The 21,441-nt window shown below is 61.8% G+C and carries 17 protein-coding genes; 11 read left to right on the top strand and 6 right to left on the bottom strand.

Features of this window, described 5'->3' with window-relative positions; translation table 11 throughout:
• Nucleotide 1: 1 nt before the first annotated feature.
• The 6 genes from K3819_RS04930 (at nt 2) to K3819_RS04905 (ending at nt 7,867) form a co-directional block, all read left to right on the top strand.
• Nucleotides 2-1,453: an alginate O-acetyltransferase gene (locus tag K3819_RS04930; protein ID WP_039769449.1), complete on the top strand. Its 1,452-nt coding sequence runs from the start codon at nt 2-4 to the stop codon at nt 1,451-1,453.
• Nucleotides 1,454-1,461: 8 nt separating this feature from the next.
• Nucleotides 1,462-2,586 (top strand): mannuronate-specific alginate lyase, encoded by a 1,125-nt coding sequence (locus K3819_RS04925; protein WP_085647737.1) that lies wholly within the window; start codon nt 1,462-1,464, stop codon nt 2,584-2,586.
• A 193-nt stretch (nt 2,587-2,779) separates the two neighbouring features.
• Nucleotides 2,780-4,345, top strand: coding sequence for an MBOAT family protein (locus K3819_RS04920; RefSeq protein ID WP_221398752.1), 1,566 nt, complete (start codon nt 2,780-2,782; stop codon nt 4,343-4,345).
• A gap of 10 nt (nt 4,346-4,355) precedes the next feature.
• Nucleotides 4,356-5,528, top strand: a complete 1,173-nt coding sequence (locus K3819_RS04915; protein WP_085746987.1) for an alginate O-acetyltransferase — start codon at nt 4,356-4,358, stop codon at nt 5,526-5,528.
• Nucleotides 5,529-5,542: 14 nt separating this feature from the next.
• A complete protein-coding gene (locus tag K3819_RS04910) occupies nt 5,543-6,199 on the top strand; it encodes an alginate O-acetyltransferase AlgF (RefSeq protein WP_064593524.1) in 657 nt (218 codons plus the stop codon).
• 216 nt (nt 6,200-6,415) lie between these two features.
• Nucleotides 6,416-7,867, top strand: coding sequence for a mannose-1-phosphate guanylyltransferase/mannose-6-phosphate isomerase (locus K3819_RS04905; protein ID WP_064382465.1), 1,452 nt, complete (start codon nt 6,416-6,418; stop codon nt 7,865-7,867).
• A gap of 77 nt (nt 7,868-7,944) precedes the next feature.
• Here the strand turns inward: K3819_RS04905 and K3819_RS04900 are convergent, their stop codons facing one another.
• Nucleotides 7,945-10,773, bottom strand: a complete 2,829-nt coding sequence (locus K3819_RS04900; protein ID WP_221398751.1) for an RHS repeat domain-containing protein — start codon at nt 10,771-10,773, stop codon at nt 7,945-7,947.
• A gap of 179 nt (nt 10,774-10,952) precedes the next feature.
• Between K3819_RS04900 and K3819_RS04895 the strand changes: the two genes are divergently transcribed.
• Both K3819_RS04895 and K3819_RS04890 read left to right on the top strand, forming a co-directional pair.
• Nucleotides 10,953-11,417: a hypothetical protein gene (locus tag K3819_RS04895; RefSeq protein WP_039769436.1), complete on the top strand. Its 465-nt coding sequence runs from the start codon at nt 10,953-10,955 to the stop codon at nt 11,415-11,417.
• A gap of 35 nt (nt 11,418-11,452) precedes the next feature.
• A complete protein-coding gene (locus tag K3819_RS04890) occupies nt 11,453-12,277 on the top strand; it encodes an SDR family oxidoreductase (protein ID WP_064593520.1) in 825 nt (274 codons plus the stop codon).
• Nucleotides 12,278-12,377: 100 nt separating this feature from the next.
• Here the strand turns inward: K3819_RS04890 and K3819_RS04885 are convergent, their stop codons facing one another.
• A complete protein-coding gene (locus K3819_RS04885; RefSeq protein WP_221398750.1) occupies nt 12,378-13,259 on the bottom strand; it encodes a LysR family transcriptional regulator in 882 nt (293 codons plus the stop codon).
• Between the two features lie 109 nt (nt 13,260-13,368).
• On the opposite strand from K3819_RS04885, the gene K3819_RS04880 reads away from it, so the two are divergent.
• Entirely contained in the window at nt 13,369-14,739 is a 1,371-nt protein-coding gene (locus K3819_RS04880) for an MFS transporter (protein ID WP_221398749.1), read from the top strand.
• Entirely contained in the window at nt 14,736-15,134 is a 399-nt protein-coding gene (locus K3819_RS04875) for a DUF4440 domain-containing protein (protein ID WP_221398748.1), read from the top strand. Before K3819_RS04880 ends, K3819_RS04875 begins: the two co-directional genes overlap by 4 nt.
• Before the next feature lie 143 nt (nt 15,135-15,277).
• On the opposite strand, the gene K3819_RS04870 is transcribed toward K3819_RS04875, so the two are convergent.
• From K3819_RS04870 to K3819_RS04855, 4 genes are all read right to left on the bottom strand, one after another.
• Entirely contained in the window at nt 15,278-16,144 is an 867-nt protein-coding gene (locus K3819_RS04870; protein WP_085611394.1) for an HlyD family secretion protein, read from the bottom strand.
• A 10-nt stretch (nt 16,145-16,154) separates the two neighbouring features.
• Nucleotides 16,155-16,355: a DUF1656 domain-containing protein gene (locus tag K3819_RS04865; protein ID WP_003221811.1), complete on the bottom strand. Its 201-nt coding sequence runs from the start codon at nt 16,353-16,355 to the stop codon at nt 16,155-16,157.
• A complete protein-coding gene (locus K3819_RS04860; RefSeq protein ID WP_221398747.1) occupies nt 16,345-18,537 on the bottom strand; it encodes an FUSC family protein in 2,193 nt (730 codons plus the stop codon). Before K3819_RS04860 ends, K3819_RS04865 begins: the two co-directional genes overlap by 11 nt.
• A 139-nt stretch (nt 18,538-18,676) precedes the next feature.
• The gene (locus K3819_RS04855) at nt 18,677-20,176 is read right to left on the bottom strand and encodes an efflux transporter outer membrane subunit (RefSeq protein WP_085611392.1); all 1,500 of its coding nucleotides are present in this window, start codon (nt 20,174-20,176) and stop codon (nt 18,677-18,679) included.
• Nucleotides 20,177-20,358: 182 nt separating this feature from the next.
• Between K3819_RS04855 and K3819_RS04850 the strand changes: the two genes are divergently transcribed.
• On the top strand, nt 20,359-21,327 hold the full coding sequence (locus tag K3819_RS04850; protein ID WP_039769420.1) for a LysR family transcriptional regulator: 969 nt from the start codon (nt 20,359-20,361) through the stop codon (nt 21,325-21,327).
• Nucleotides 21,328-21,441: the final 114 nt, after the last annotated feature.

Raw genomic sequence — 21,441 nt, 5'->3', positions numbered from 1 at the left:
TATGCACCCACACCTGATCAAATTACTCAGCCTGTCGGCCCTGACCGTGGGCATTCTGGCGGCCAGCAACGGCGCCCGCGCGGACGAAGTGAAAGCGCCAACGTTCACCGCCGAACCGTGCTGCAGCCTGTGCCCGGCCGCCCATGACGCGAAGAACTACACCACCCGCTATCAGCAGAACTTCACCACTCTGGTGCAAGCGCAGGGCGACTGGTTGTTCCGGACCCAGGAAGACCTGCGCACCGAGTTCAACACCACACCGGCCGGCTACAAACGCCTGCAACAGCTGCACGATGCGTTCAAGGCCAAAGGCGTCGAACTGGTGATCGTCTACCAGCCGACCCGTGGTCTGGTGAACCGCAACAAGCTCAACCCGGCGGAAAAAGCCGCGTTCGATTACGAGAAAGCGCTGGGCAACTACAAGACCATGCTCGGCCGTTTCGCCAAGATGGGTTACGTGGTGCCGGACCTTTCGCCGCTGACCAACGAATCGCTGCCGGAGACCCTGCCCGCCCACGATTTCTACTTCCGCGGCGACCAGCACTGGACGCCATACGGTGCCCAGCGCACGGCAAAAATCGTCGCTGAGAAGGTCAAGCAGATTCCGGCCTTCGCCGACATTCCCAAGCGTGAGTTCGAAACCAAACGCTCCGGACGCATGGGCAAGACCGGCACCCTGCACAACATGGCCGGGCAACTGTGCGGCACCAGTTACGCGATCCAGTACATGGACCAGTTCACCACCGAGCCGAAAGGCGAAGCGGGTGACGGCGATCTGTTCGGTGATTCCGGCAATCCGCAAATCACACTGGTCGGCACTTCGCACAGCGGCAAGAACTACAACTTCGCCGGTTTCCTTGAAGAAGCCATCGGCGCCGACATTCTCAACGTCGCCTTCCCCGGCGGCGGTCTGGAAGGTTCGATGTTGCAGTACCTGGGCAGCGACGAATTCCAGAAGACGCCGCCGAAAATCCTCATCTGGGAATTCTCGCCGCTGTACCGCCTCGACCAGGAAACCATCTATCGCCAGATGATGGCGTTGCTCGACAACGGCTGCGAAGGCAAAGAGGCGCAAATGTCCGCCAGCACCACGCTCAAGCCGGGCGGCAAACAAGAACTGCTGGTCAACAGCAAGAACCTGAACCTGCAGAACAGCAGCCATCAGGTCGACATCCGCTTCGCCGACACCTCGGTGAAAACCCTGCAAGCCACCCTCTGGTACATGAACGGTCGCCACGAGGACATCAAGATCGAGAAACCGGAAACCTCCGATACCGACGGTCGTTTCGCCTTTGAGTTGCGCACGGACGAAGACTGGGCCTCACAAAACCTGCTGGCGGTCGAAGTCCAGGGCCCGGAAGCGGGCACCGCGCCACAGAAAGTCGAAGCGAAAATCTGCAAACGCAACGTATTCCCGGGCGCTGGGCAACAAACCGCTCAGGTCGGGCAATGAGGTCTGCTATGCGAAATCCGAAACTGAAAACTCTTTTGGCGCCGACGCTGCTCGGGCTGGCGATTTTCGCCGGCACCGCGCAGGCCGCCGCACCACTGCGTCCGCCACAGGGCTATTTTGCGCCTGTGGATAAATTCAAGACCGGCGACAAGAGCGAAGGCTGCGATGCGATGCCGACGCCCTACACCGGCCCGCTGCAATTTCGCAGCAAGTACGAAGGCTCGGACAAGGCTCGCGCGACGCTGAACGTGCAGTCGGAAAAGGCCTTCCGCGACACCACCAAAGACATCACCACCCTGGAACGCGGCACTGCCAAACGGGTGATGCAGTTCATGCGCGACGGTCGCCCGGAACAGCTCGATTGCACACTCAACTGGCTCACCGCGTGGGCCAAGGCCGATGCGTTGATGTCCAAGGACTTCAACCACACCGGCAAGTCGATGCGCAAATGGGCGCTGGGCAGCATGGCGTCTTCGTACATTCGCCTGAAGTTCTCCGACTCTCATCCGCTGGCCCAGCACCAGCAGGAAGCCCAGGTGATCGAAGCCTGGTTCAGCAAAATGGCTGATCAGGTGGTCAGCGATTGGGACAACCTGCCGCTGGAAAAAACCAATAACCACTCGTACTGGGCCGCGTGGTCGGTGATGGCGACATCGGTCGCGACCAACCGCCGCGACCTGTTCGATTGGGCAGTCAAGGAATACAAGATCGGCGTCAATCAAGTCGATGCCGACGGTTTCCTGCCGAACGAACTCAAGCGTCAGCAACGCGCCCTCGCCTATCACAACTACGCCCTGCCGCCACTGGCGATGATCGCCAGTTTCGCCCAGGTCAACGGTGTGGATCTGCGTCAGGAAAACAACGGCGCGCTGAAACGCCTGGGTGATCGGGTACTGGCCGGGGTGAAAGACCCGGATCAGTTCGAGAAGAAGAACGGCAAAGAGCAGGACATGACCGACCTGAAAGAGGACATGAAGTTCGCCTGGCTCGAACCGTTCTGCACCCTCTACACCTGCCCGCCGGATGTGATCGAGAAAAAACACGGCATGCAGCCGTTCAAGACCTTCCGCCTCGGCGGCGACCTGACCAAGGTCTACGACCCGTCCCACGAAAAGGGCAACAAAGGTTCTTGAGTACACCGATAAACCCTGTGGGAGCGGGCTTGCTCGCGAATGCGGTCTGACATTCAAAAAATATGTCGACTGACACTCCGCTTTCGCGAGCAAGCCCGCTCCCACAGTGAAGTGATGTCGCCCTCTGAATTTTTGTGGGGGGTTTGGGGGGGCTTTGGCCCTTGACTGTTGGTTCAAACATGGAGAGATCGGGATGGTATTTTCATCCAACGTGTTCCTGTTTCTGTTCTTGCCGATCTTTCTCGGCTTGTACTACCTGAGCGGGCAACGCTATCGCAACCTGCTGCTGCTGATCGCCAGCTACGTGTTCTACGCGTGGTGGCGGGTGGACTTCCTGGCGCTGTTCGCCGGCGTCACCCTGTGGAACTACTGGATCGGCCTGAAAGTCGGCGCCGCCGGCGTGCGCACCAAACCGGCCCAGCGCTGGCTGCTGCTCGGCGTGGCGGTGGACCTGTGCATCCTCGGCTACTTCAAGTACGCCAACTTCGGGGTCGACAGCATCAACGCGATCATGACCTCGATGGGACTTGAGCCGTTCATCCTGACCCACGTGCTGCTGCCGATCGGTATCTCGTTCTACATCTTCGAGTCGATCAGCTACATCATCGACGTCTACCGCGGCGACACCCCGGCCACCCGCAACCTGATCGACTTCGCGGCGTTCGTGGCGATCTTCCCGCACCTGATTGCCGGTCCCGTGCTGCGTTTCCGTGACCTGGCCGACCAGTTCAACAACCGCACCCACACCATCGACAAGTTCTCCGAGGGCTGCACGCGGTTCATGCAGGGTTTCATCAAGAAGGTGTTCATCGCCGACACCCTCGCCGTGGTAGCCGACCATTGCTTCGCCCTGCAAAACCCGACTACTGGCGATGCATGGCTCGGCGCACTGGCCTACACCGCGCAGCTGTATTTCGACTTCTCCGGCTACAGCGACATGGCCATCGGCCTGGGCTTGATGATGGGCTTCCGCTTCATGGAAAACTTCAAGCAGCCGTACATCAGCCAGTCGATCACCGAGTTCTGGCGCCGCTGGCACATCAGCCTGTCGACCTGGCTGCGTGACTACCTGTACATCACCCTCGGCGGTAACCGCAAAGGGACGCTGATGACCTATCGCAACCTGTTCCTGACCATGCTGCTCGGTGGTCTGTGGCACGGCGCGAACATCACCTACATCGTCTGGGGTGCGTGGCACGGCATGTGGCTGGCGATCGAAAAAATGCTCGGCCTCAACACCGCGCCGCGCAGCCTCAACCCGATCCGCTGGGCGCTGACGTTCCTGCTGGTGGTCATGGGCTGGGTGATCTTCCGTGCCGAAAACCTGCACGTTGCCGGCCGTATGTACGGCGCGATGTTCAGCTTCGGCGACTGGTCGCTGTCGGAACTCAACCAGGCCAGCCTCACCGGCCTGCAAGTGGCGACCCTGGTGGTGGCTTACGTGACCCTGGCGTTCTTCGGCCTGCGCGATCTGTACACCAACCAGCCGCCGGCCAAGAGCAAGCCTGAAGTCAACGTCGAGGCCAATGGCCCGGCCACGGCGACTCCGGGAATGATCAAGGCAGCCCCGGGCGAAAACCCGGCGAGCATCCACGAGCCTGGCTACACCGTCGGCGTCGAAGCCCAGGTGCAACCGGCCTACTGGACCGCGGACTGGTCGCGCTACGTGATGCGCGGGCTGATCCTGCTGCTGTTCATCGCCTCGATTCTCAAACTCTCGGCGCAAAGCTTCTCGCCGTTCCTTTACTTCCAGTTCTGAGGGATCTGACATGACCCGCTCATTACGCATCTTCTACATCGCGCTGTTTCTGGTGACCCTGCTGGTGCTCGGTCTGTGGTCGGTGCGCAGCTTCTTCGGCTTCAGCACCAACGCCGATGCGACGGTGCTCAACGGTCGCTGGACCAAAGCCGTGGAAACCCACTACGACGACGAATTCCCGATCAAGCGCCTGGGCACCAACCTCTGGGCCGCGCTGGATTTCAAACTGTTCAACGAAGGTCGTCCGGGCGTGGTGCTCGGTCGCGATCAGTGGTTGTACAGCGATGAGGAATTCAACCCGATCGTCAACGAAGAGCTGAACCTGCAAGGCAACTACGCGCTGGTCGAAGGCGTGCGCCAGACCCTGAAAGAGAAAGGCGTGAAACTGGTGATGGCGATCGTGCCGGCCAAGGCTCGCCTGTACCCGGAACACCTGGGTGAAGTGAAACCGGCAAGCATCCACGCCAACCTCTATCAGGACTTCCACGCCCGTGTCGCGGCGGACAAGATCCTCGCCCCCGACCTGCTCGGCCCGCTGCAAGCGGCCAAGCAGAACGGTCAGCAAGTGTTCCTGCGCACCGACACCCACTGGACCCCTGAAGGCGCGGAAATCGCCGCCAACACCCTGGCCAGGACCATCGCCGACAAGTTCCCGCTCAGCGGCGAGCCACAGCGCTTCGTCACCACCCCGGCGGAGAAGGTCACGCACAAGGGCGACCTGCGTCTGTTCCTGCCGCTGGATCCGCTGTTCGAAAACCTGATGCCGGCCAAGGAACCGCTGCAAAAGCGCAACACCGTGGCCGTCGAGCAACCTGCCGGGGACGACGCCCTGTTCGCCAACAGCGAAGTGCCGGTGGCCCTGATCGGCACCAGCTACAGCGCCAACCCGAACTGGAACTTTGTCGGTGCGCTCAAGCAAGCGCTGCACAGCGACGTGGTCAATTACGCCGAAGACGGTCACGGCCCGATCCTGCCGATGCTCAGCTACCTGAAAAGCGATGACTTCAAGAACAGCCCGCCACAGGTGCTGATCTGGGAGTTTCCTGAACGATATCTGCCTGTGAACAACGAAATCGGCGACGCCGACCCACAGTGGGTCGCAGAGCTCAAACAAGCCGGTGCTCGCCAACAAAACGTAGCCATCAACACTAAATCCGAGACGCCCGATCGGGCGCAAAACTGAAAGAGAGGTACACCATGACTTTCACTACAACTCCTCGTCGTCTCGCCAAACGCTTCGCTCTGGTTGCGGGTCTGAGCGTGCTGTCGGTCCAGGCCTTCGCCGGTGGCGACGCTGCGCTGTACGGCCCGACTGCACCGAAAGGCTCGACCTTCGTGCGCGTCTACAACGCCAGCAACGCTGAAGTCAGCGCCACCGTCGGCAGCACCAATCTGAGCGACGTCGCGCCGCTGGCCAGCAGCGATTTCAGCTTCATGCCGGGCGGCGACTACAGTGCCAAGGTCGGCAGCCAGACCCTGCCGGTCAAACTCGCCGGTGACCACTACTACACCCTGGTCAACAACGCTTCCGGCGCGCCGCAACTGATCGAAGAACCGCCGTTCAAGAACAAGCAGAAATCCCTGGTGCGCGTGCAGAACCTCAGCGACAAGTCGCTGACCCTGAAGACCGCCGACGGCAAGACCGACGTGGTGCCGAACGTGGCCGCCAAGGGCCGTGGCGAGCGTGAAATCAACCCGGTGAAAGTCAGCCTGGCGCTGTACGAAGGTGACAAGAAAGTCGGCGACGTCAAACCAGTCGCCCTGGAGCGCGGTGAAGCAGCCGTGCTGTACGTCACCGGCAACGGCAGCAACCTGTCGCCAGTCTGGGTGAAACGCCCGGTGTCGACCCGCTAATCCTTTTCTGAACTGACGCCGTTCCCCCCCTGTGGGAGCGGGCTTGCTCGCGAAAGCGGTCCGACATTCAACAGATATGTCGACTGATGCACCGCCTTCGGGAGCAAGCCCCCTCCCACCCTTGACCGGGTTGTCAGTTCGACTACGAGACAACAACAAGAGTGAAACGACACAGGTTCGTGGCTCTAACCCAATCGAATTAATGGAGTAAACAATATGATTCCGGTGATCTTGTCAGGTGGTAGCGGCTCACGTCTTTGGCCGCTTTCGCGCAAGCAGTTTCCCAAGCAGTTCCTCGCCCTGACCGGCGAACACACACTGTTCCAGCAAACCCTCGAGCGTCTGGTGTTCGAAGGCATGGACACCCCGATCGTGGTCTGCAACAAGGATCACCGCTTCATCGTCAACGAGCAGTTGGCCAGCCGCAATCTGGAATGCCAGCGGATCCTGATGGAACCCTTCGGTCGCAACACCGCGCCGGCCGTGGCCCTGACCGCGATGATGCTGGTCAATGAAGGTCGCGACGAACTGATGCTGGTGCTGCCGGCCGACCACGTTCTGGAAGACCAGAAAGCCCTGCAACGTGCCCTCGCTCTGGCCACCGTTGCCGCCGAAAACGGCGAGATGGTGCTGTTCGGCGTGCCGGCCACCAAACCGGAAACCGGTTACGGCTACATCAAGTCCACCGGTGATTCGCTGCTGCCGGAAGGCGTCAGCCGCGTCTCGCACTTCGTGGAAAAACCCGACGTCAAACGCGCCACCGAGTACGTAGAGTCCGGCGGTTATTACTGGAACAGCGGCATGTTCCTGTTCCGCGCCAGCCGCTTCCTCGAAGAACTGAAAAAGCATGATCCGGACATCTATGACACCTGCCTGCTGACCCTCGAGCGCAGCCAGCAGGATGCCGACACCGTCACCCTGGACGAAGCCACCTTCGCCTGCTGCCCGGACAACTCCATCGACTATTCCGTGATGGAAAAGACCCAGCGCGCCTGCGTGGTGCCGCTGACCGCCGGCTGGAGCGATGTCGGCTGCTGGTCGTCGCTGTGGGAAGTCAACGAGAAGGACGCCAACGGCAACGTCAGCAAGGGCGACGTGGTGATCCAGGACAGCAAGAACTGCATGATCCACGGCAACGGCAAACTGGTGTCGGTGATCGGTCTGGAAAACATCGTGGTGGTCGAAACCAAGGACGCCATGATGATCGCCCACAAGGACAAGGTCCAGGGCGTCAAGCAGATGGTCAACACCCTCAACGCCCAGGGCCGCAGCGAAACCCAGAACCACTGCGAGGTGTACCGTCCGTGGGGCTCGTACGACTCGGTGGACATGGGTGGCCGCTTCCAGGTCAAGCACATCTCGGTCAAGCCGGGCGCGTGCCTGTCGCTGCAGATGCACCACCACCGCGCAGAACACTGGATCGTGGTCAGCGGAACCGCCGAAGTGACCTGCGACGAGAACGTGTTTCTGCTCACTGAAAACCAGTCGACCTACATCCCGATCGCCTCGGTGCATCGCCTGCGCAACCCGGGCAAGATCCCGCTGGAAATCATCGAAGTGCAGTCGGGCTCATACCTGGGCGAAGACGATATCGAGCGTTTCGAAGATATCTACGGTCGCTCCACCCCGGTCGAACGCGGCGTGTCGGTGAAAACCATCGCGCAGTAAGCGTTCCGTAACAAGAAGCCCCCGTCCAGCCCGCTGCGTCCCCTATCCGCAGCGGGTTGGGCGGGGGCTTTTTCAATTCAGGCAGACGAATGCTGCCGGGGTGCGTGAGACTTCGCCAGTGCCCCTCGTTTGAGCGACTGCCGCTTGCCGGCATAGGGCGTCGGTGCAACAAGCTCGATGAAGTCCTGATTCCGGTTCAGCGCGTGAACAACGACCGGAGTTTGCGCCGACAACTCGGAAACCTTTTCGAAGACCTCCGCCGTTGCATCATTGGATACCGCCAGTTCGTCCTTGATCGCCTGCATTCTGAATTCCAGCATGTCGATCACCACTGGCGTTTGTTCGTAGGCTTCACTCAGTGTCGCTGCATCCAATCCTTGCGAGGCATGGTAAAACTCAATCCCCGTTCTTATAAGGCCCGGCACCTCCGAACCCAGCTCGCCACCCACCTTGTCAATCGCTTTATCGACCACCACTCTGGTGAGCCGGGCGCGTCCTTCGGGTGTACGTGGATCCGATGCCGCGAGCTCGAATCCCAGCGTTGCCAGGCCCGGTCTCTTTTTCGGCTCGACGCTTTCGATGAAAGCCTTGGGATTCATTTCATTGCCTTTGAAATTGATCGCGCGATCCAGTTGATAGGCGTCCACCACTTTAGACACAAGGCGGTCTGCTGCCATTGACGCAGCCTTTTCCCCGGCAGCGGCACCCAATTTCGCACCACCCGGACCCAACAACCCGCCAATGGCGCCCCCTGCTGCGGAGCCTGCCGCGCTGGCGCCGGCGCTGAATGCGGAACTGCCCAACTGCGTGATGATGCGCCTGCCCAGCGCCTGAAAACGTTGACGGGCATACAGGTGATTCATGATGGAGTTGCGGGTGTTCGCAGCGGCCGATGAGACTGCTGACAACAAGGCCTGCTGTTTGTCCACACTATTGTTCAATTCAGCGGCTTCGGTTTTGCCTCCACCGTCGCTGTCGAAAAATGTGACCGGTGAATTGGCGACCATACAGTACAGATTGAGCCCGTCGATCATGCCTTTGGGGTCCGGATTCAACCAATGCTGCAACCACGGGATGTAGTAGCGCAGACCAAAGTAGTCGAGCCCGGTCGCATCACGCTCCTTGCCCGAGTAACGGATGTATTTGTAGCTGAATTCGCCGTCCTGCCAGGCGCTGGTACCGAAAGGGTGAAACTTTTCGCGACTGATCATCGTACCGTCATCGGCGGTTTCCAGACTGACCGAGCCCAGGTGATCGACATGCTGGTATCGATACTGATTGTTGATGCCCGAGGACGGCGAGCTCTCCCAATGCAGTACCCGGACACCGCCGGCGACGATGACCTGTAGCCGTTCGCCGGTGCCGTTGTCGGTGCGCAATTCCAGTTCAGGCAAATAGCGCACATCGGCAACCAGGGTTCGGGCATTGGTTAACAAGGAGCGGATCTTGCGTACCCGCTGACTGCTGCCATCGTAGAGATAGGTCTCGTTGTCATTGATACCGGAAGCACGCTCGACCGGGCTGACCAATTGCAGTTGATTACGCAGGTTCCAGCTCAACATCCGCCCCGGTTCCAGCTGCAGCAAGTTGCCTCTTCGATCGTATGCAGCTTTGATTTGTGCATCGGTAGGCGGCGTGACTTCGTATGGCAGACTGCGGTTGCTGTAGCTCGCCGGTTGCAGTTTGCGTCCGTGGCTTTGTGGTCCGACATGAATCAGCTTGAGCAGGTTGCCGCTCCAATCATATTTGTAATCCTGCTGAAACTTGCTGACCGCCGCCGGATCGACGCGGCCCATCGATTGCGGGCCCTGACTGGCACGCCCGGCTTCCCACCCGAACGCCATGATCAATTGGTAAAGACTGTCGTAGACCAGGCAACTGACCGGCTCTATGCACTGGTTGGCGAAGTAACGGATCGGCATTGCCTTGTCTTCAATCCGCAGGACATTGCCCATCCTGTCGTATCCATAAATCAGGTGTTGCAGCACGAGACCGCGGGCGTCTTCGGTCCGCAGGCACAACAGACGATCGTCCTCGGGACGATAGGTCCGGGTGGTGTGCACACCGTTGCCGGCAGTTTGCTGCGTGACATTGCCTTGCGCGTTGTAACGAATGTCAGTGACCAGGATCTGCTCACGCTCCCCCTTCAACTGAAGGCGGCGTTCGCGCAAACGGCCATCAACGGTCAGCTCGAATGTATGCCGGTTGTCTCGGGCATCCGTCTGTTCCAGCACATCCCCCAATGCACCATGGCGCCACCGCGACAGCTCACCGGCGCCTGGCTCCAGCAGCCGCGCACGCTCCGCCTCCTGCTCCGGCCAGTCGGGTGTCAGCGGATCCAGCGTGAAGTGCCGGGTGTCCTCGGTGCATGCACCGCTGATTGCAAACGCGTTGAACAGTACGCTGCCGGCCGGATGGTCATGGCGGATCAGCTGACCGAACTGGTTGCGCGACGGGTCCCCGCTGCCGGGATGACCGTAGGTCAGGCGCTCGACACAACGCCGAGGCACGCCTGTTCCTTCTTCGAATATCGCGACGGGGCGCAGCAAATTGTCGTGCTCGATCTCGCGCCGCGTCTGACGGCTGTCCCAACTGAACATCGTTTGTGCAGCGAGTCCCTTCAGTTCGATTTGCGTACCGGCATCGACGCTGTCCGAGCGAATCACCGTGGCGTCTAGAGCAAACACCTGCATCAGATTGGCCGGCGTCAGCGGGTCGTCGGCTTGCGACAGCCAAAGTCGCGGGTCCCACTGTTTCAGCGAACGCCCCGCAGAGTCATGCAGGGTGCGGTTGATCCGGGACTCGACCGGTCCGTTCTCGATGTCTCGACAATAGTCGACCGTGCGCACCACCAGGCCGCGCGGGTCGACCACAGACATCCTCGGCGTATTGATGTGCACACTCATGGAGCGCGCTCCCCGCGTGACCGGCATTTCTTGCCTCGGATAGCTGAGCATGCGCGACACTCGTCCGACTACTGTCAGAAATTACAGTCCCGACCGACGGCACCCTACTCAATCCGCGAATGTCCATTCCCGCGCCCCTTCGGTAGGATGGCAGGCACAAGTTCAAGGAGTGTTCGAACATGTTCATCGGCGTCTTGCTGGTCATCACCTGGCTGATCCTGCTGTTGCGCTACCCGGCCAAGGCCCTGCCGGTGTCGATGGCCGCCGCTGTGGGCCTGGGGCTGGTGGCGATGTGGGTGGTGTGGCTGGACAACCGCGAGGTCAAGCAACTGGCGCGCCTTGAACTGCGCATTGTCTATGCCCCCGAACACTGCCCCGCCGACCGTCCGCTGCTGCTCAAGTTGAACAATGGTAACGACGTGCCGCTGACCGAACTGCGCTGGCGCATTGCCGCGTATGCGCCGGGCGACACCGTGAACCTGGCCGACAATCAATACGCCGCCCCGCGCTATCGCGGCCCCGGCGAATTGCAGCCCGGCGGTAACTGGGAAGACTGCTTGCCGATGCCGCCGTTGCGTCCTGGTTATCGCCCGCAAACCCTGGAGTTTCGCGCCGAGCGATTGCAGGGTAGTTTCTCCGACTGATCCCCTCTCCCACTGTTTTGCACAAGGAATGCGCCATGCCCGTTGCGTTGATTACCGGTTGTTCCAGCGGCATCGGCCGCGCCCTCGCCGATGCATTCAAAGGCGCCGGCTACGAGGTCTGGGCCAGTGCCCGCAAGGCTGAAGATGTCGCGGCGCTCAGCGCGGCCGGGTTCACGGCCGTGCAGCTCGACGTCAATGACAACGCAGCGCTGGAACAACTCGCCGAGCGGATCAACCAGCAACACGGCGGCCTCGACGTGCTGATCAACAATGCCGGTTACGGCGCCATGGGGCCGCTGCTCGACGGCGGTGTGGCGGCCATGCAGCGCCAGTTCGAGACCAACGTGTTCTCGATTGTCGGCGTAACCCGTGCACTGTTCCCGGTGCTGCGCCGGGCCAAGGGCCTGGTGGTGAATGTCGGCAGTGTTTCCGGGGTTTTGGTCACGCCATTTGCCGGCGCCTATTGCGCGTCTAAAGCGGCGGTGCACGCGCTGAGCGATGCATTGCGCATGGAGCTGGCGCCGTTCGGGATTCGCGTCATGGAAGTGCAGCCGGGGGCGATTCAATCGAGCTTCGCCAAGAATGCCGGGCATGAGGCAGAACAACTGATTAACGAACAATCGCCGTGGTTTCCGTTGCGCGAAGGTATACGGGCGCGGGCCAAGGCTTCGCAGGACAAACCAACGCCGGCCAGCGACTTTGCTGCGGAGTTGCTCAAGGCTGTGCAGCAGAGCAAACCGCCACGCCTGATCCGCATCGGCAATGGCAGCCGGGCGTTGCCGTTGCTCGCGACGTTGCTGCCGAAAGGCTTGCTGGAATCGACGTTGATGAAGCGGTTCGGCTTGCGCGCAAAGCTCTGAGACCGAGTTGACGCTTTCGCGAGCAAGCCCGCTCCCACAGGGGAATGCATTCCAAATGTGGGAGCGGGCTTGCTCGCGAAGAAGCCAGGCCAGCCAACACTCAGCCCCAGCCTTTCATGAAATCAATGAACGCCCGCACCTTCAGTGGCAGGTGCCGGGTGTCCGGGTACAGCGCGTAAACCCCTTGCTGGGCGAAGCGGTAATCCGGCAGCAAACGCTGTAATCGCCCGGCATCCAGGTGTTCCTGAATCAGCCACTGCGGCAGAATCGCCACGCCTTGCCCGGTCAGTGCAAAGGCACGCAGAGTCGCGGAGTTGTCCGCGACGATGGCGGTGGTTCCCGGTTTTGGCTGATAGATATGCTCGGTGCCGGCGGGGTCGCTGACCGTCATTTCCGGCACTCGCCCATGCCCCAGCGTCGGCATCGACTCCAGCACCGCCAGCGTATCGACCGGCACAAATCGCTCGACCAGCCCCGGCGCCGCGACGGCAAACACCTCGAACGTCGACAACTGCACGGCCCGCAGATTGGAGTCGTGCATGCGGCCCAGGCGGATCGCCATGTCAAACCGTTCGGAGATCAGATCGGCGTGGGTTGAGGACGTGGACAGGTGAATATTCAGTTGCGGCTGCTGCTGTCGAAACACCTCCAGCGCCGGCACCACCTGAGCCAGCGCGAACTCCACGGTCGTGGTGATGCGCAGCGTGCCCTTGAGTTGCGAGTGTTCCGAACGTGCTTCTTCGATCGCCAGCCGCGCTTCGTCCAGCGTACGCAGGCAACGACGATAAAAACGTTCGCCGGCATCAGTCAGAGCCAATTGCCGGGTGTTGCGGGTGAGCAGGGTGACGCCCAACTCTTCTTCCAGCCGCTTGAGGTTGAAGCTCACCACCGCCCGCGTCTGCCCCAGCGTATCGGCGGCAGCGGTCAGCGAGCCCGCCTCGACCACGGCCTTGAAAGTATCGAATCGATCCAGGCTGACCATGTTCGCAGCGCTCCCTGTCAAAATAATTTTGACAAACTAGCAGCCAAACCAGCGTATTTCTATCGCCGCCAGCGCCCTACCCTGCACGCCTCATCACAGGGAAGCTGCCATGGCCTATCGCTCGAAAGTCGCGCTGGTGTATCTGTTGGGGTTCGCCCTCGACCTGCTGAACATGTTCGCCGCCAGCATTGCCTACCCGGACATCGCCGCGCAGTTGCACGCTTCGGTGACGCAACTGGCCTGGATCACCAACGCCTACATGCTCGGGCTGACGCTGATCATTCCGATGAGTGTGTGGCTGGCTGCACGGGTCGGCGAGCGGCGGCTGATTCTCGGTTCGCTGCTGCTGTTCGGGGTCGCCTCCGGGCTCATCGCTCAGGCCGGTTCGATTGAAAGCCTGATCGGTTGGCGACTGCTGCAAGGGCTGGGTGGTGGATTGCTGCTGCCGGTGGGCCAGGCGCTGGCCTATCGAGAGTTTCCGGCGACACAACGTGCGCACTTCACGGGGGTGGTTTTGCTCGTGGCGCTGATGGTGCCGGCGCTGTCGCCGGCGGCGGGTGGTCTGATCGTCGAGGCGTTGTCGTGGCGCTGGATTTTCTACCTGAACCTGCCGGTGGCGCTTTTCGCTTTCGGTCTGGGCCTGCGCTGGTTGAAAGCGGATCAGGCTGCGAGTGAACGCCCGACACTGGACGTACGCGGCCTGCTGCTGGCGGCGTCCGCGCTGTGTCTGTTGCTGATCGCCGTCAGTCTGGCGAGCGCCCCGGCCACCCGCCATCTCGCGGGTGGTGTCCTGCTGCTCAGCGTCATGACGGTGTGCATCTACCTGCGCGATGGCTGGAACAAACCGGGTGCGGTGCTTGATCTGCAACTGATCAAGAACCCGTCATTGCGTCTGGCGATGCTGATCTACCTGTGCGTGCCCGGCATCTTTACCGGCACCAATATGATTGCCGTGTTGTACCTGCACGATCTCGGTTTCGGCGCAGCACAAACCGGGGCGCTGATGCTGGCCTGGGCGGCGGCCTCGGGTGTGGCGATCATGCTGGGCAAACGCTGTTTCAACCGGACCGGCCCCAAGCCGTTGCTGATCGCCGGCATGCTGCTGCAATCCCTGGGCATCGTCGTGCTGATGCAGATCGACCGACCTGCAAGCGGCCCGTTGATCCTCGCCTACGCCCTGATGGGATTGGGCGGCAGCCTGTGCAGCGTGACTGCGCAGACCCTGGCGTTCGTCGGCATCACGCCGGAGAAAATGGGCCACTCCAGCGCCCTGTGGAACATCAATCGGCAGCTCGGGTTCTGCCTCGGCGCGGCGCTGCTCAGCTCTTTGCTGGGCGCCTTGGGTACCCACGGTTTCCAATACTGCTTTCTCGCCGCCGCGCTGCTCACCCTGTTGCCGATGGCCGCCGTGCTGCGTTTCGACTCGACGACAGTGCTCAGCCTTCTGCGCGCACCTCACCTTCAGGAAAAATCCACATGACTGACTACACCGACTATTTTGACGAAGTGATCCAGGCCCATGAGGCCATCGAGCGATGGTTTGCGGTGGAAGAAGACGAGGCAGCGCTGGAGCGATTGCTGACGCGTTTTTCGCCACGGTTCTCCATGGTGACGCCACTGGGACTCGTGCTGGATTCCGAAGCCTTGCGTGCGTTGTTTCAAATGGCGGGCGGGAAGAAGAGCGGGTTCCGCATCGAACTCGGCGAACTTACGGGGATTGCCTTGCATGAAGGGGGTGCGACGGTGAGTTACCGCGAACAGCAGACCGATGCAGGCGGGTTGCACACGGATCGGCGCTCGACCGTGGTGTTTGAAAAAACCGAATCCGGACGGGTGATCTGGCGGCATCTGCACGAGACGTTTTGCAGCGAATAGAAGCTGAGTATTCCCTCGTAAGACCGAGTCGCCTGCATCGCGGGCAAGCCCGCTCCCACAGGTATCGTGGCGTACTCAGGATACCTGGACGCCGTGATATCTGTGGGAGCGAGCCTGCTCGCAAATGGCTACAACGCGGTCTGTCAGTTATCTACTGCGTCCTGCTTCACCACCACGGTGCAAGTGATCCCCGCCGCCAGCAGCACACCCTCCGGCACTTCATCGATGTGAATCCGCACCGGCACCCGTTGCGCCAGGCGCACCCAGTTGAAGGTCGGGTTCACATCGGCGATCAGCTCGCGGCTTTCCGGGTTGTCGCGGTCGTAGATGCCACGGGAAATACTTTCCACGTGGCCCTTGAGGACTTCGCCGCTCATCAGCTGCATGTCGGCTTTGTCGCCAACGCGCACGTGAGGCAGTTTGGTTTCTTCGAAGAAGCCGTAGACCCAGAACGAGTTCATGTCGACCACGGCCATTTTCGCTTCGCCGATGCGCGCGTAGTCGCCGCGATGGACGTTGAGGTTGGTCACGTAGCCGTCCACCGCCGCCCGCACTTCTGTGCGTTTGAGGTTGAGTTCGGCGGCTTCCAGCTGTGCCTGGGCCTGTTGGTAATCGGCCAGCGCCGAGTCGGCGATGTTGCTGGCGTCGTCGCGGTTTTCCTTGGAGATCACCAGGTTGTCGAGGTCGGCGCGGCGATGGGCGTTGACCTTGCGCATCTCCCACGTGGCCTTGCGCGAAGCCACCAGGGACTGCGCCTGTTTCACCGCCAGGCGGTAGTGCTCGGGGTCGATCTGCATCAGCAGATCACCTTTCTTCACCAATTGGTTGTCGCGTACCGGCACGTCGACCACTTCACCGGTGACGTCGGCGGCGACGTTGATGATGTCGGCGCGCACCCGGCCGTCGCGGGTCCACGGGGTGTTCATGTAGTGCTCCCACAACGTGCGGCCGATCCACAGCGCCAGGGCCAGCACCAGTAGGGTCGCGAGCAGGCTGAAAAACTTTTTCATCAGAGCGTTCTCAACGGTAGACAGTCAGCGCCATCGCGCCGAACAGACAGGTAAACAGGCTCAGGCGCAGCAGCGCCGGGTGCCAGAAGAAGCGGTACAGATCGAACCCCGACAGAAACCGGTCCAGCGCCCAGGCCAGTGCCGCAGCGACGAAAAACATCAGGGTCATGGTCGGCATGTACACGCCGTGGAAGGCGATTTCACGAGGCATGGGCAAGTCCTTCGGGCTTGGCGATGGCGTAGGCAGCAAGGGGCGATTGCGGGTCGAGCAACGAGGTGCGGATGAAGTGCAGATAGCTTTTCACCCGCCGCAGCGCCGAGGTATCGAAGTGCGGGGCGAACGGCTCATCGGTGGCGGCGACACGGCTGATCGCGTGATCGACCGCGACCAGTGCGCGCTCCAGATTGCTCGAATTCGGCTGCAGGAACAGCCGCACCAGCGAGCGCCCCATGACCCGGATTGCCTGGCGCCACGGCTGGGATTCGGCATACGCCGGGTGCACCGGCAGGATCGCCTGTTCCTTGCGCAACTCGATGATCGCGTGGCCGACTTCCAGCACCACGAACATCCAGCGCAGCAGGTTTTTCTGCACCTGCGGCTGACCGGCCGCCAGCCCATAGGCCTGATGCATCAGGTCGCGGGTACGGCTTTCGAAACTCGACGCCAGGCCTTTGAGCTTGCCGCTGATCGCGTACACCACTTGCCCGCGCAGATCCTGTTCCAAGCGCTGCCACAACCAGCGGCTGTTCGGCGGCAGAATGATCGCGCCCGCCGCTGCGCAGACCAGCATGCCCATGACCATGGCGATGTAGTCGTTGATGAAGGTGTAGGGGTTGTAGATCGTCAGGTTGTCCGGCACCGAACCGGTGCTGAAAAAGATCAGCAGACCGAGGCCGACGCCGGCGTATTGCGGCCGCGAAGCGAGGAACGAACCGAGCACGATCACCGGGGCGAGCATCACGCACAACAGTGGGAAACCGTCGATCCACGGGAAGATGAAAAACATCTCGACGAAGCCGATCAACGCCCCGAGGAACGTGCCGCAGGCCATCTGGAACGCCATGCGTTTCGGATTCGGTGTGGCGGCGGACAGACCCACGGTGGCCGCGGCGATCAGGGTCATGGTCGCGCCGCTCGGCCACGCAGTGGCGACCCAGTAACTGCCGAGCACGATCAGGATGAATGACGCACGAATCCCCGAAGCCGCTGCAGCCCACCAACTGGTTTGCGGGGTGAACGGCTCGTCCCAGCGCTCGCGTTCGTGGCGGTGATCGGCGAGCGAGGCGTGGGTCTGTGCATAACTGTGCAAGTCATCGACGAAGCGATAGAGCAACTCATATGCGGTGTGGAAATCCAGCTGCTCGGCGTCGCTCGGTTCACTCTCCTGGAAGATCGCCCGCAGGCTGCGCACCCGCGCCGGCAAGCCTTCCTTGTACGCCGCCAGCGCCAGCACCAGACGCGCCGCATCCGGGCTGGTCAGGGCGCGGCCGCTGAAGCCGTCGAGCACTTCGGCCAAGTCCTGCAGGCCCGGTTTGATCGCCGCTTCCACGTGATCGGCACCGTTGCGGCGCAGGCGTTCGAGCAACTGATGCAAGGCGTTGAAACGGGTGGTGATGCCCATGAACTCGCTGTTCAGGCGACTGAGCCGACCGTTGCGCCGACGCATGTGCGGGTCTTCGAACACGGTCACACTGCGCAGCCCTTCCAGCCCCACCGCTTCGGCGATGAAGCGCACGTTGCTGGCCTCGAACGCCTCCGGTTTGCTGCGCCCGCGCAGGCCGTCGGTGACGAACAGGGCGAACACACCGAAGCGCTGATACAAGGCGTTGCGCATCGCGGCACTGGCGGTCTGCGGCAGGATCGCGGCGCTGACCAGGGTCGAGCAGAGAATCCCCAGCGAGATTTCCAGCACCCGCCACACCGCCGCCATGAATGCACCGTCAGGATGGGCCAGCGCCGGCAGGCCGACCATCGCCGCCGTGTAGCCGGCCAGCACGAAACCGTAGGCGCGGAAGTTACGGCAACGGGCGGCGCCGGCCGAGCAGATGCCGACCCAGATCGCCAGCGAGCCGAGGAACAGTTCGGTGTTCTGGGCGAACAGCGAAATCAGCGTGACCATCATCGCCGACCCGGCCAGGGTGCCGAGAAAACGGTAGAAACTCTTGGCGAACACCTGGCCGCTCTGCGGCTGCATGACGATGAACACGGTGATCATCGCCGTGCGCGGTTGCGGCAGTTCCAGACGCATCGCCAGCCACAGGGTGAGGAATGCGGCGATCAACACCTTGAAGATGTAGACCCAGGTCACGCCGTCGCTGCGCGCCCAGTCGAATAAGCCCCGGCGCCATTCCAGGGAGTAGAGCCAGCGTAAAGGTGCGGGCAAGGGAGTCATTTGGTCGTGCTCAAAAATTCAGTCGCACCGGAGAAACTGTGGGAGCGGGCTTGCTCGCGAATGCGCTGTGTCAGACAACACATGGGCTGCCTGACACCCCCTCTTCGCGAGCAAGCCCGCTCCCACAGGGGTTGTGTGTTCAACGCAGGAGGGCCGGGGTTTTCGGTGCCTGGGTTTGTTGTGCCGTCGGCACGTCTTTACCCGCGCCAAGGCCACCGCCCAATGCCGTCACCAGTTCCGCATGCGCACTCAACCGCGCCGCCTGCACTTGCTGCTGAACCTGCTGTTGTTTGAACAGCAAGGTCTGCGCATTGAGCACGTTGAGGTAATCGGTGAGCCCCCGCTGGTAGGCGATCATCGCGATGTCGTAGGTCTTCTGCGCCGTGGCCACGGATTCGGCGGCGAATGTCTGCTGCTTGTCCATCGACTCGCGGCGAATCAACTGATCCGAGATGTTCTTCAGCGCATTGACCAGGGTCTGGTTGTAATGCGCGACGGCGATGTCATAACCCGCCGACGCTTCGCCGAGCTCCGCACGCAGTCGCCCGCCGTCAAAGATCGGCAGCGAGATCGCCGGGCCGACGTTGTAGTTGAGCTTCTTGCCGGTCAGGAACTCCAGCGCCCCGCCGCCGGTGGCCATGTAGCCGAGGCTGCCGACCAGATCGACGTTGGGGTAGAACCCGGCATGCGCGACATCGATTCCGCGCGCCTGCGCCGCCACTTGCCAGCGACTGGCGACCACGTCCGGACGCTGGCCGAGCAGTTCGGCGGGCAGTGCCGACGGCAGTTTGAGCGCCGCGCCAAGGGACAGGGTCGGCCGCTGCAATTGCGTCCCGGCGCCCGGCCCTTTGCCGGCCAGTGCGGCGATCTGGTTGCGGCTCAGGGCAATTTCTTCGTCCAGCGCATCCAGTTGCCGATGGGTTTCCGGCAGCGGGGTTTCGGCCTGGCTGACTTCGAAGTGGGTGCCGATCCCGCCGTCCAGGCGTTTCTGCGCCAGCTCGAGAATCTGCTGTTGCTGTTTGAGCGTCGCCGCCACGATATCGCGCTGGGCGTAATGCAGCGACAGCTCGATGTAGGCGCGCACGATGTTGTTCTGCAATTCGAGCTGCGCCTGACGCGCCTCGGCCGCGCTCATGTGCGCCAGATCCACCGCACGCTCGGTGCTGTTGCTTTCACGCCCCCAGAGGTCGAGGGCGTAACTGAAACCCAGCGCGGCGTTGTTGTCCCAGGTGGTGCTGTTGGCCAGCTCACCGGGGCCGTAGAACTGATCGGTCGGCCAGTTGTGGCGCTTGAGGGTCGACTCGCCATTGATCTGCAACGACTCGGCGGCCTCGGCGACACCGGCCATGGACCGGGCCTGACGCACGCGCGCGGCGGCCATGGCCAGGGTCGGGCTGCCCTGCACGGCGAGGTCGATCCAATGGCTGAGTTGCGGGTCACCGTAGGCTTGCCACCATTGGGCGGTGGGCCAGTTTGCGTCACGGGCGGCGTGGGCGATGGCCTCGTCGGTGGCCAGTTCATTAGCCTCCAGAGCCTTGCCCTGTGGGGCAATTCCTCCGGTTCCAATGCAGCCGCCGAGACCTAACGAAAGAGCCAGAACACTGAGCGGCAAAAGCGCTCTGTTGATGCGACGCGGCACTGCTGCGAATTCCTGAGGTGGGGGATGTTTCGAGGTGGGCGCAATTCTAGGGGGGCGCAATAACGGCGATAAGCTGGGATTCCTGTGAATCTTTGTTACCGTTAACGAGATAATCCCTTGGTCGGGGGTCTCAGACCCTGAAACTTCGTGTCACAATTTGCCATCTCCCTTGAGAGCACCCCATGGACACTTTGCAAAACATGCGCGCCTTCAGTTGTGTGGCCGAAGCCGGCAGCTTCACCGCCGCCGCCGTGCAGCTCGATACCACCACCGCCAACGTCTCGCGCGCGGTCTCCAACCTTGAGGCCCACCTGCAAACCCGCCTGCTCAATCGCACGACCCGCCGCATCGCGCTCACCGAAGCCGGCAAGCGCTACCTGCTGCGCTGCGAGCAGATCCTCGCCTACGTCGAAGAGGCCGAAGCCGAAGCCAGCGAAGCCCACGCCCGCCCGGCCGGACAATTGAAAGTGCACACCATGACCGGCATCGGCCAGCACTTCGTGATCGACGCCATCGCCCGCTACCGCAAGACCCACCCGGACGTGACCTTCGACCTGACCATGGCCAACCGCGTGCCGGACCTGCTCGACGAAGGCTACGACGTGTCCATCGTCCTCGCTCGCGAACTGCCGGACTCGGGCTTCGTCTCGCAACGCCTGGGCATCACCTACAGCATCGTCTGCGCCTCGCCGGCCTATGTGAAAGCCAACGGCTGCGCACAGAAACCCAGCGACCTGCTGAACCACGCCTGCCTGCGCCTGGTGAGCCCGGTGATCCCCCTGGAAAAATGGGCCTTCGACGGCCCGGACGGTCAGGAAGTGGTCACTATCAACAGCTCCCCTTTCCTGGTGAACTCCGCCGACGCGATGAAAAGCGCGATCACCAGTGGGATGGGCGTCGGCGTGTTGCCGGTGTACGCCGCGATTGAAGGCTTGCGCAACGGCTCGTTGGTGCGGGTGATGCCGAACTACCGCTCGCAGGAACTGAACCTGTACGCGATCTACCCGTCCCGGCAGTATCTGGATGCGAAGATCAAGACCTGGGTCGAGTACCTGCGTGGTTCGCTGCCGGAGATATTGGCGGGGCATCAGGCGGAACTGGCGGCTTATGAGATGAGTGGGAGTCTGGGTGGAGCCAGGCTCGCGAACTGAGTTTACCGTCCTACAGACGGGGTGATTTGGGGGGACGTTTCCGACAAGTCGCGTCGGTTGTCCCTCGGAAACGAGGTGGATAGGCTTTTGGGGGTCGCTGACGCATCAGCGGCC

Origin of the sequence: Pseudomonas sp. 3-2, assembly GCF_019710535.1 — a bacterium.
GTDB lineage: Bacteria > Pseudomonadota > Gammaproteobacteria > Pseudomonadales > Pseudomonadaceae > Aquipseudomonas > Aquipseudomonas pharyngis.
Note: the sequence above shows the minus strand (reverse complement) of the source record. Positions and strands in the feature narration are given on the sequence as shown.

Excerpts from the sequence above, each read along its gene's own strand:
- K3819_RS04930 (WP_039769449.1), top strand. The coding sequence starts at position 2 with ATGCACCCACACCTGATCAAATTACTCAGCCTGTCGGCCCTGACCGTG.
- K3819_RS04925 (WP_085647737.1), top strand. The coding sequence starts at position 1,462 with ATGCGAAATCCGAAACTGAAAACTCTTTTGGCGCCGACGCTGCTCGGG.
- K3819_RS04920 (WP_221398752.1), top strand. The coding sequence starts at position 2,780 with ATGGTATTTTCATCCAACGTGTTCCTGTTTCTGTTCTTGCCGATCTTT.
- K3819_RS04915 (WP_085746987.1), top strand. The coding sequence starts at position 4,356 with ATGACCCGCTCATTACGCATCTTCTACATCGCGCTGTTTCTGGTGACC.
- K3819_RS04910 (WP_064593524.1), top strand. The coding sequence starts at position 5,543 with ATGACTTTCACTACAACTCCTCGTCGTCTCGCCAAACGCTTCGCTCTG.
- K3819_RS04905 (WP_064382465.1), top strand. The coding sequence starts at position 6,416 with ATGATTCCGGTGATCTTGTCAGGTGGTAGCGGCTCACGTCTTTGGCCG.
- K3819_RS04900 (WP_221398751.1), bottom strand. The coding sequence starts at position 10,773 with ATGAGTGTGCACATCAATACGCCGAGGATGTCTGTGGTCGACCCGCGC.
- K3819_RS04895 (WP_039769436.1), top strand. The coding sequence starts at position 10,953 with ATGTTCATCGGCGTCTTGCTGGTCATCACCTGGCTGATCCTGCTGTTG.
- K3819_RS04890 (WP_064593520.1), top strand. The coding sequence starts at position 11,453 with ATGCCCGTTGCGTTGATTACCGGTTGTTCCAGCGGCATCGGCCGCGCC.
- K3819_RS04885 (WP_221398750.1), bottom strand. The coding sequence starts at position 13,259 with ATGGTCAGCCTGGATCGATTCGATACTTTCAAGGCCGTGGTCGAGGCG.
- K3819_RS04880 (WP_221398749.1), top strand. The coding sequence starts at position 13,369 with ATGGCCTATCGCTCGAAAGTCGCGCTGGTGTATCTGTTGGGGTTCGCC.
- K3819_RS04875 (WP_221398748.1), top strand. The coding sequence starts at position 14,736 with ATGACTGACTACACCGACTATTTTGACGAAGTGATCCAGGCCCATGAG.
- K3819_RS04870 (WP_085611394.1), bottom strand. The coding sequence starts at position 16,144 with ATGAAAAAGTTTTTCAGCCTGCTCGCGACCCTACTGGTGCTGGCCCTG.
- K3819_RS04865 (WP_003221811.1), bottom strand. The coding sequence starts at position 16,355 with ATGCCTCGTGAAATCGCCTTCCACGGCGTGTACATGCCGACCATGACC.
- K3819_RS04860 (WP_221398747.1), bottom strand. The coding sequence starts at position 18,537 with ATGACTCCCTTGCCCGCACCTTTACGCTGGCTCTACTCCCTGGAATGG.
- K3819_RS04850 (WP_039769420.1), top strand. The coding sequence starts at position 20,359 with ATGGACACTTTGCAAAACATGCGCGCCTTCAGTTGTGTGGCCGAAGCC.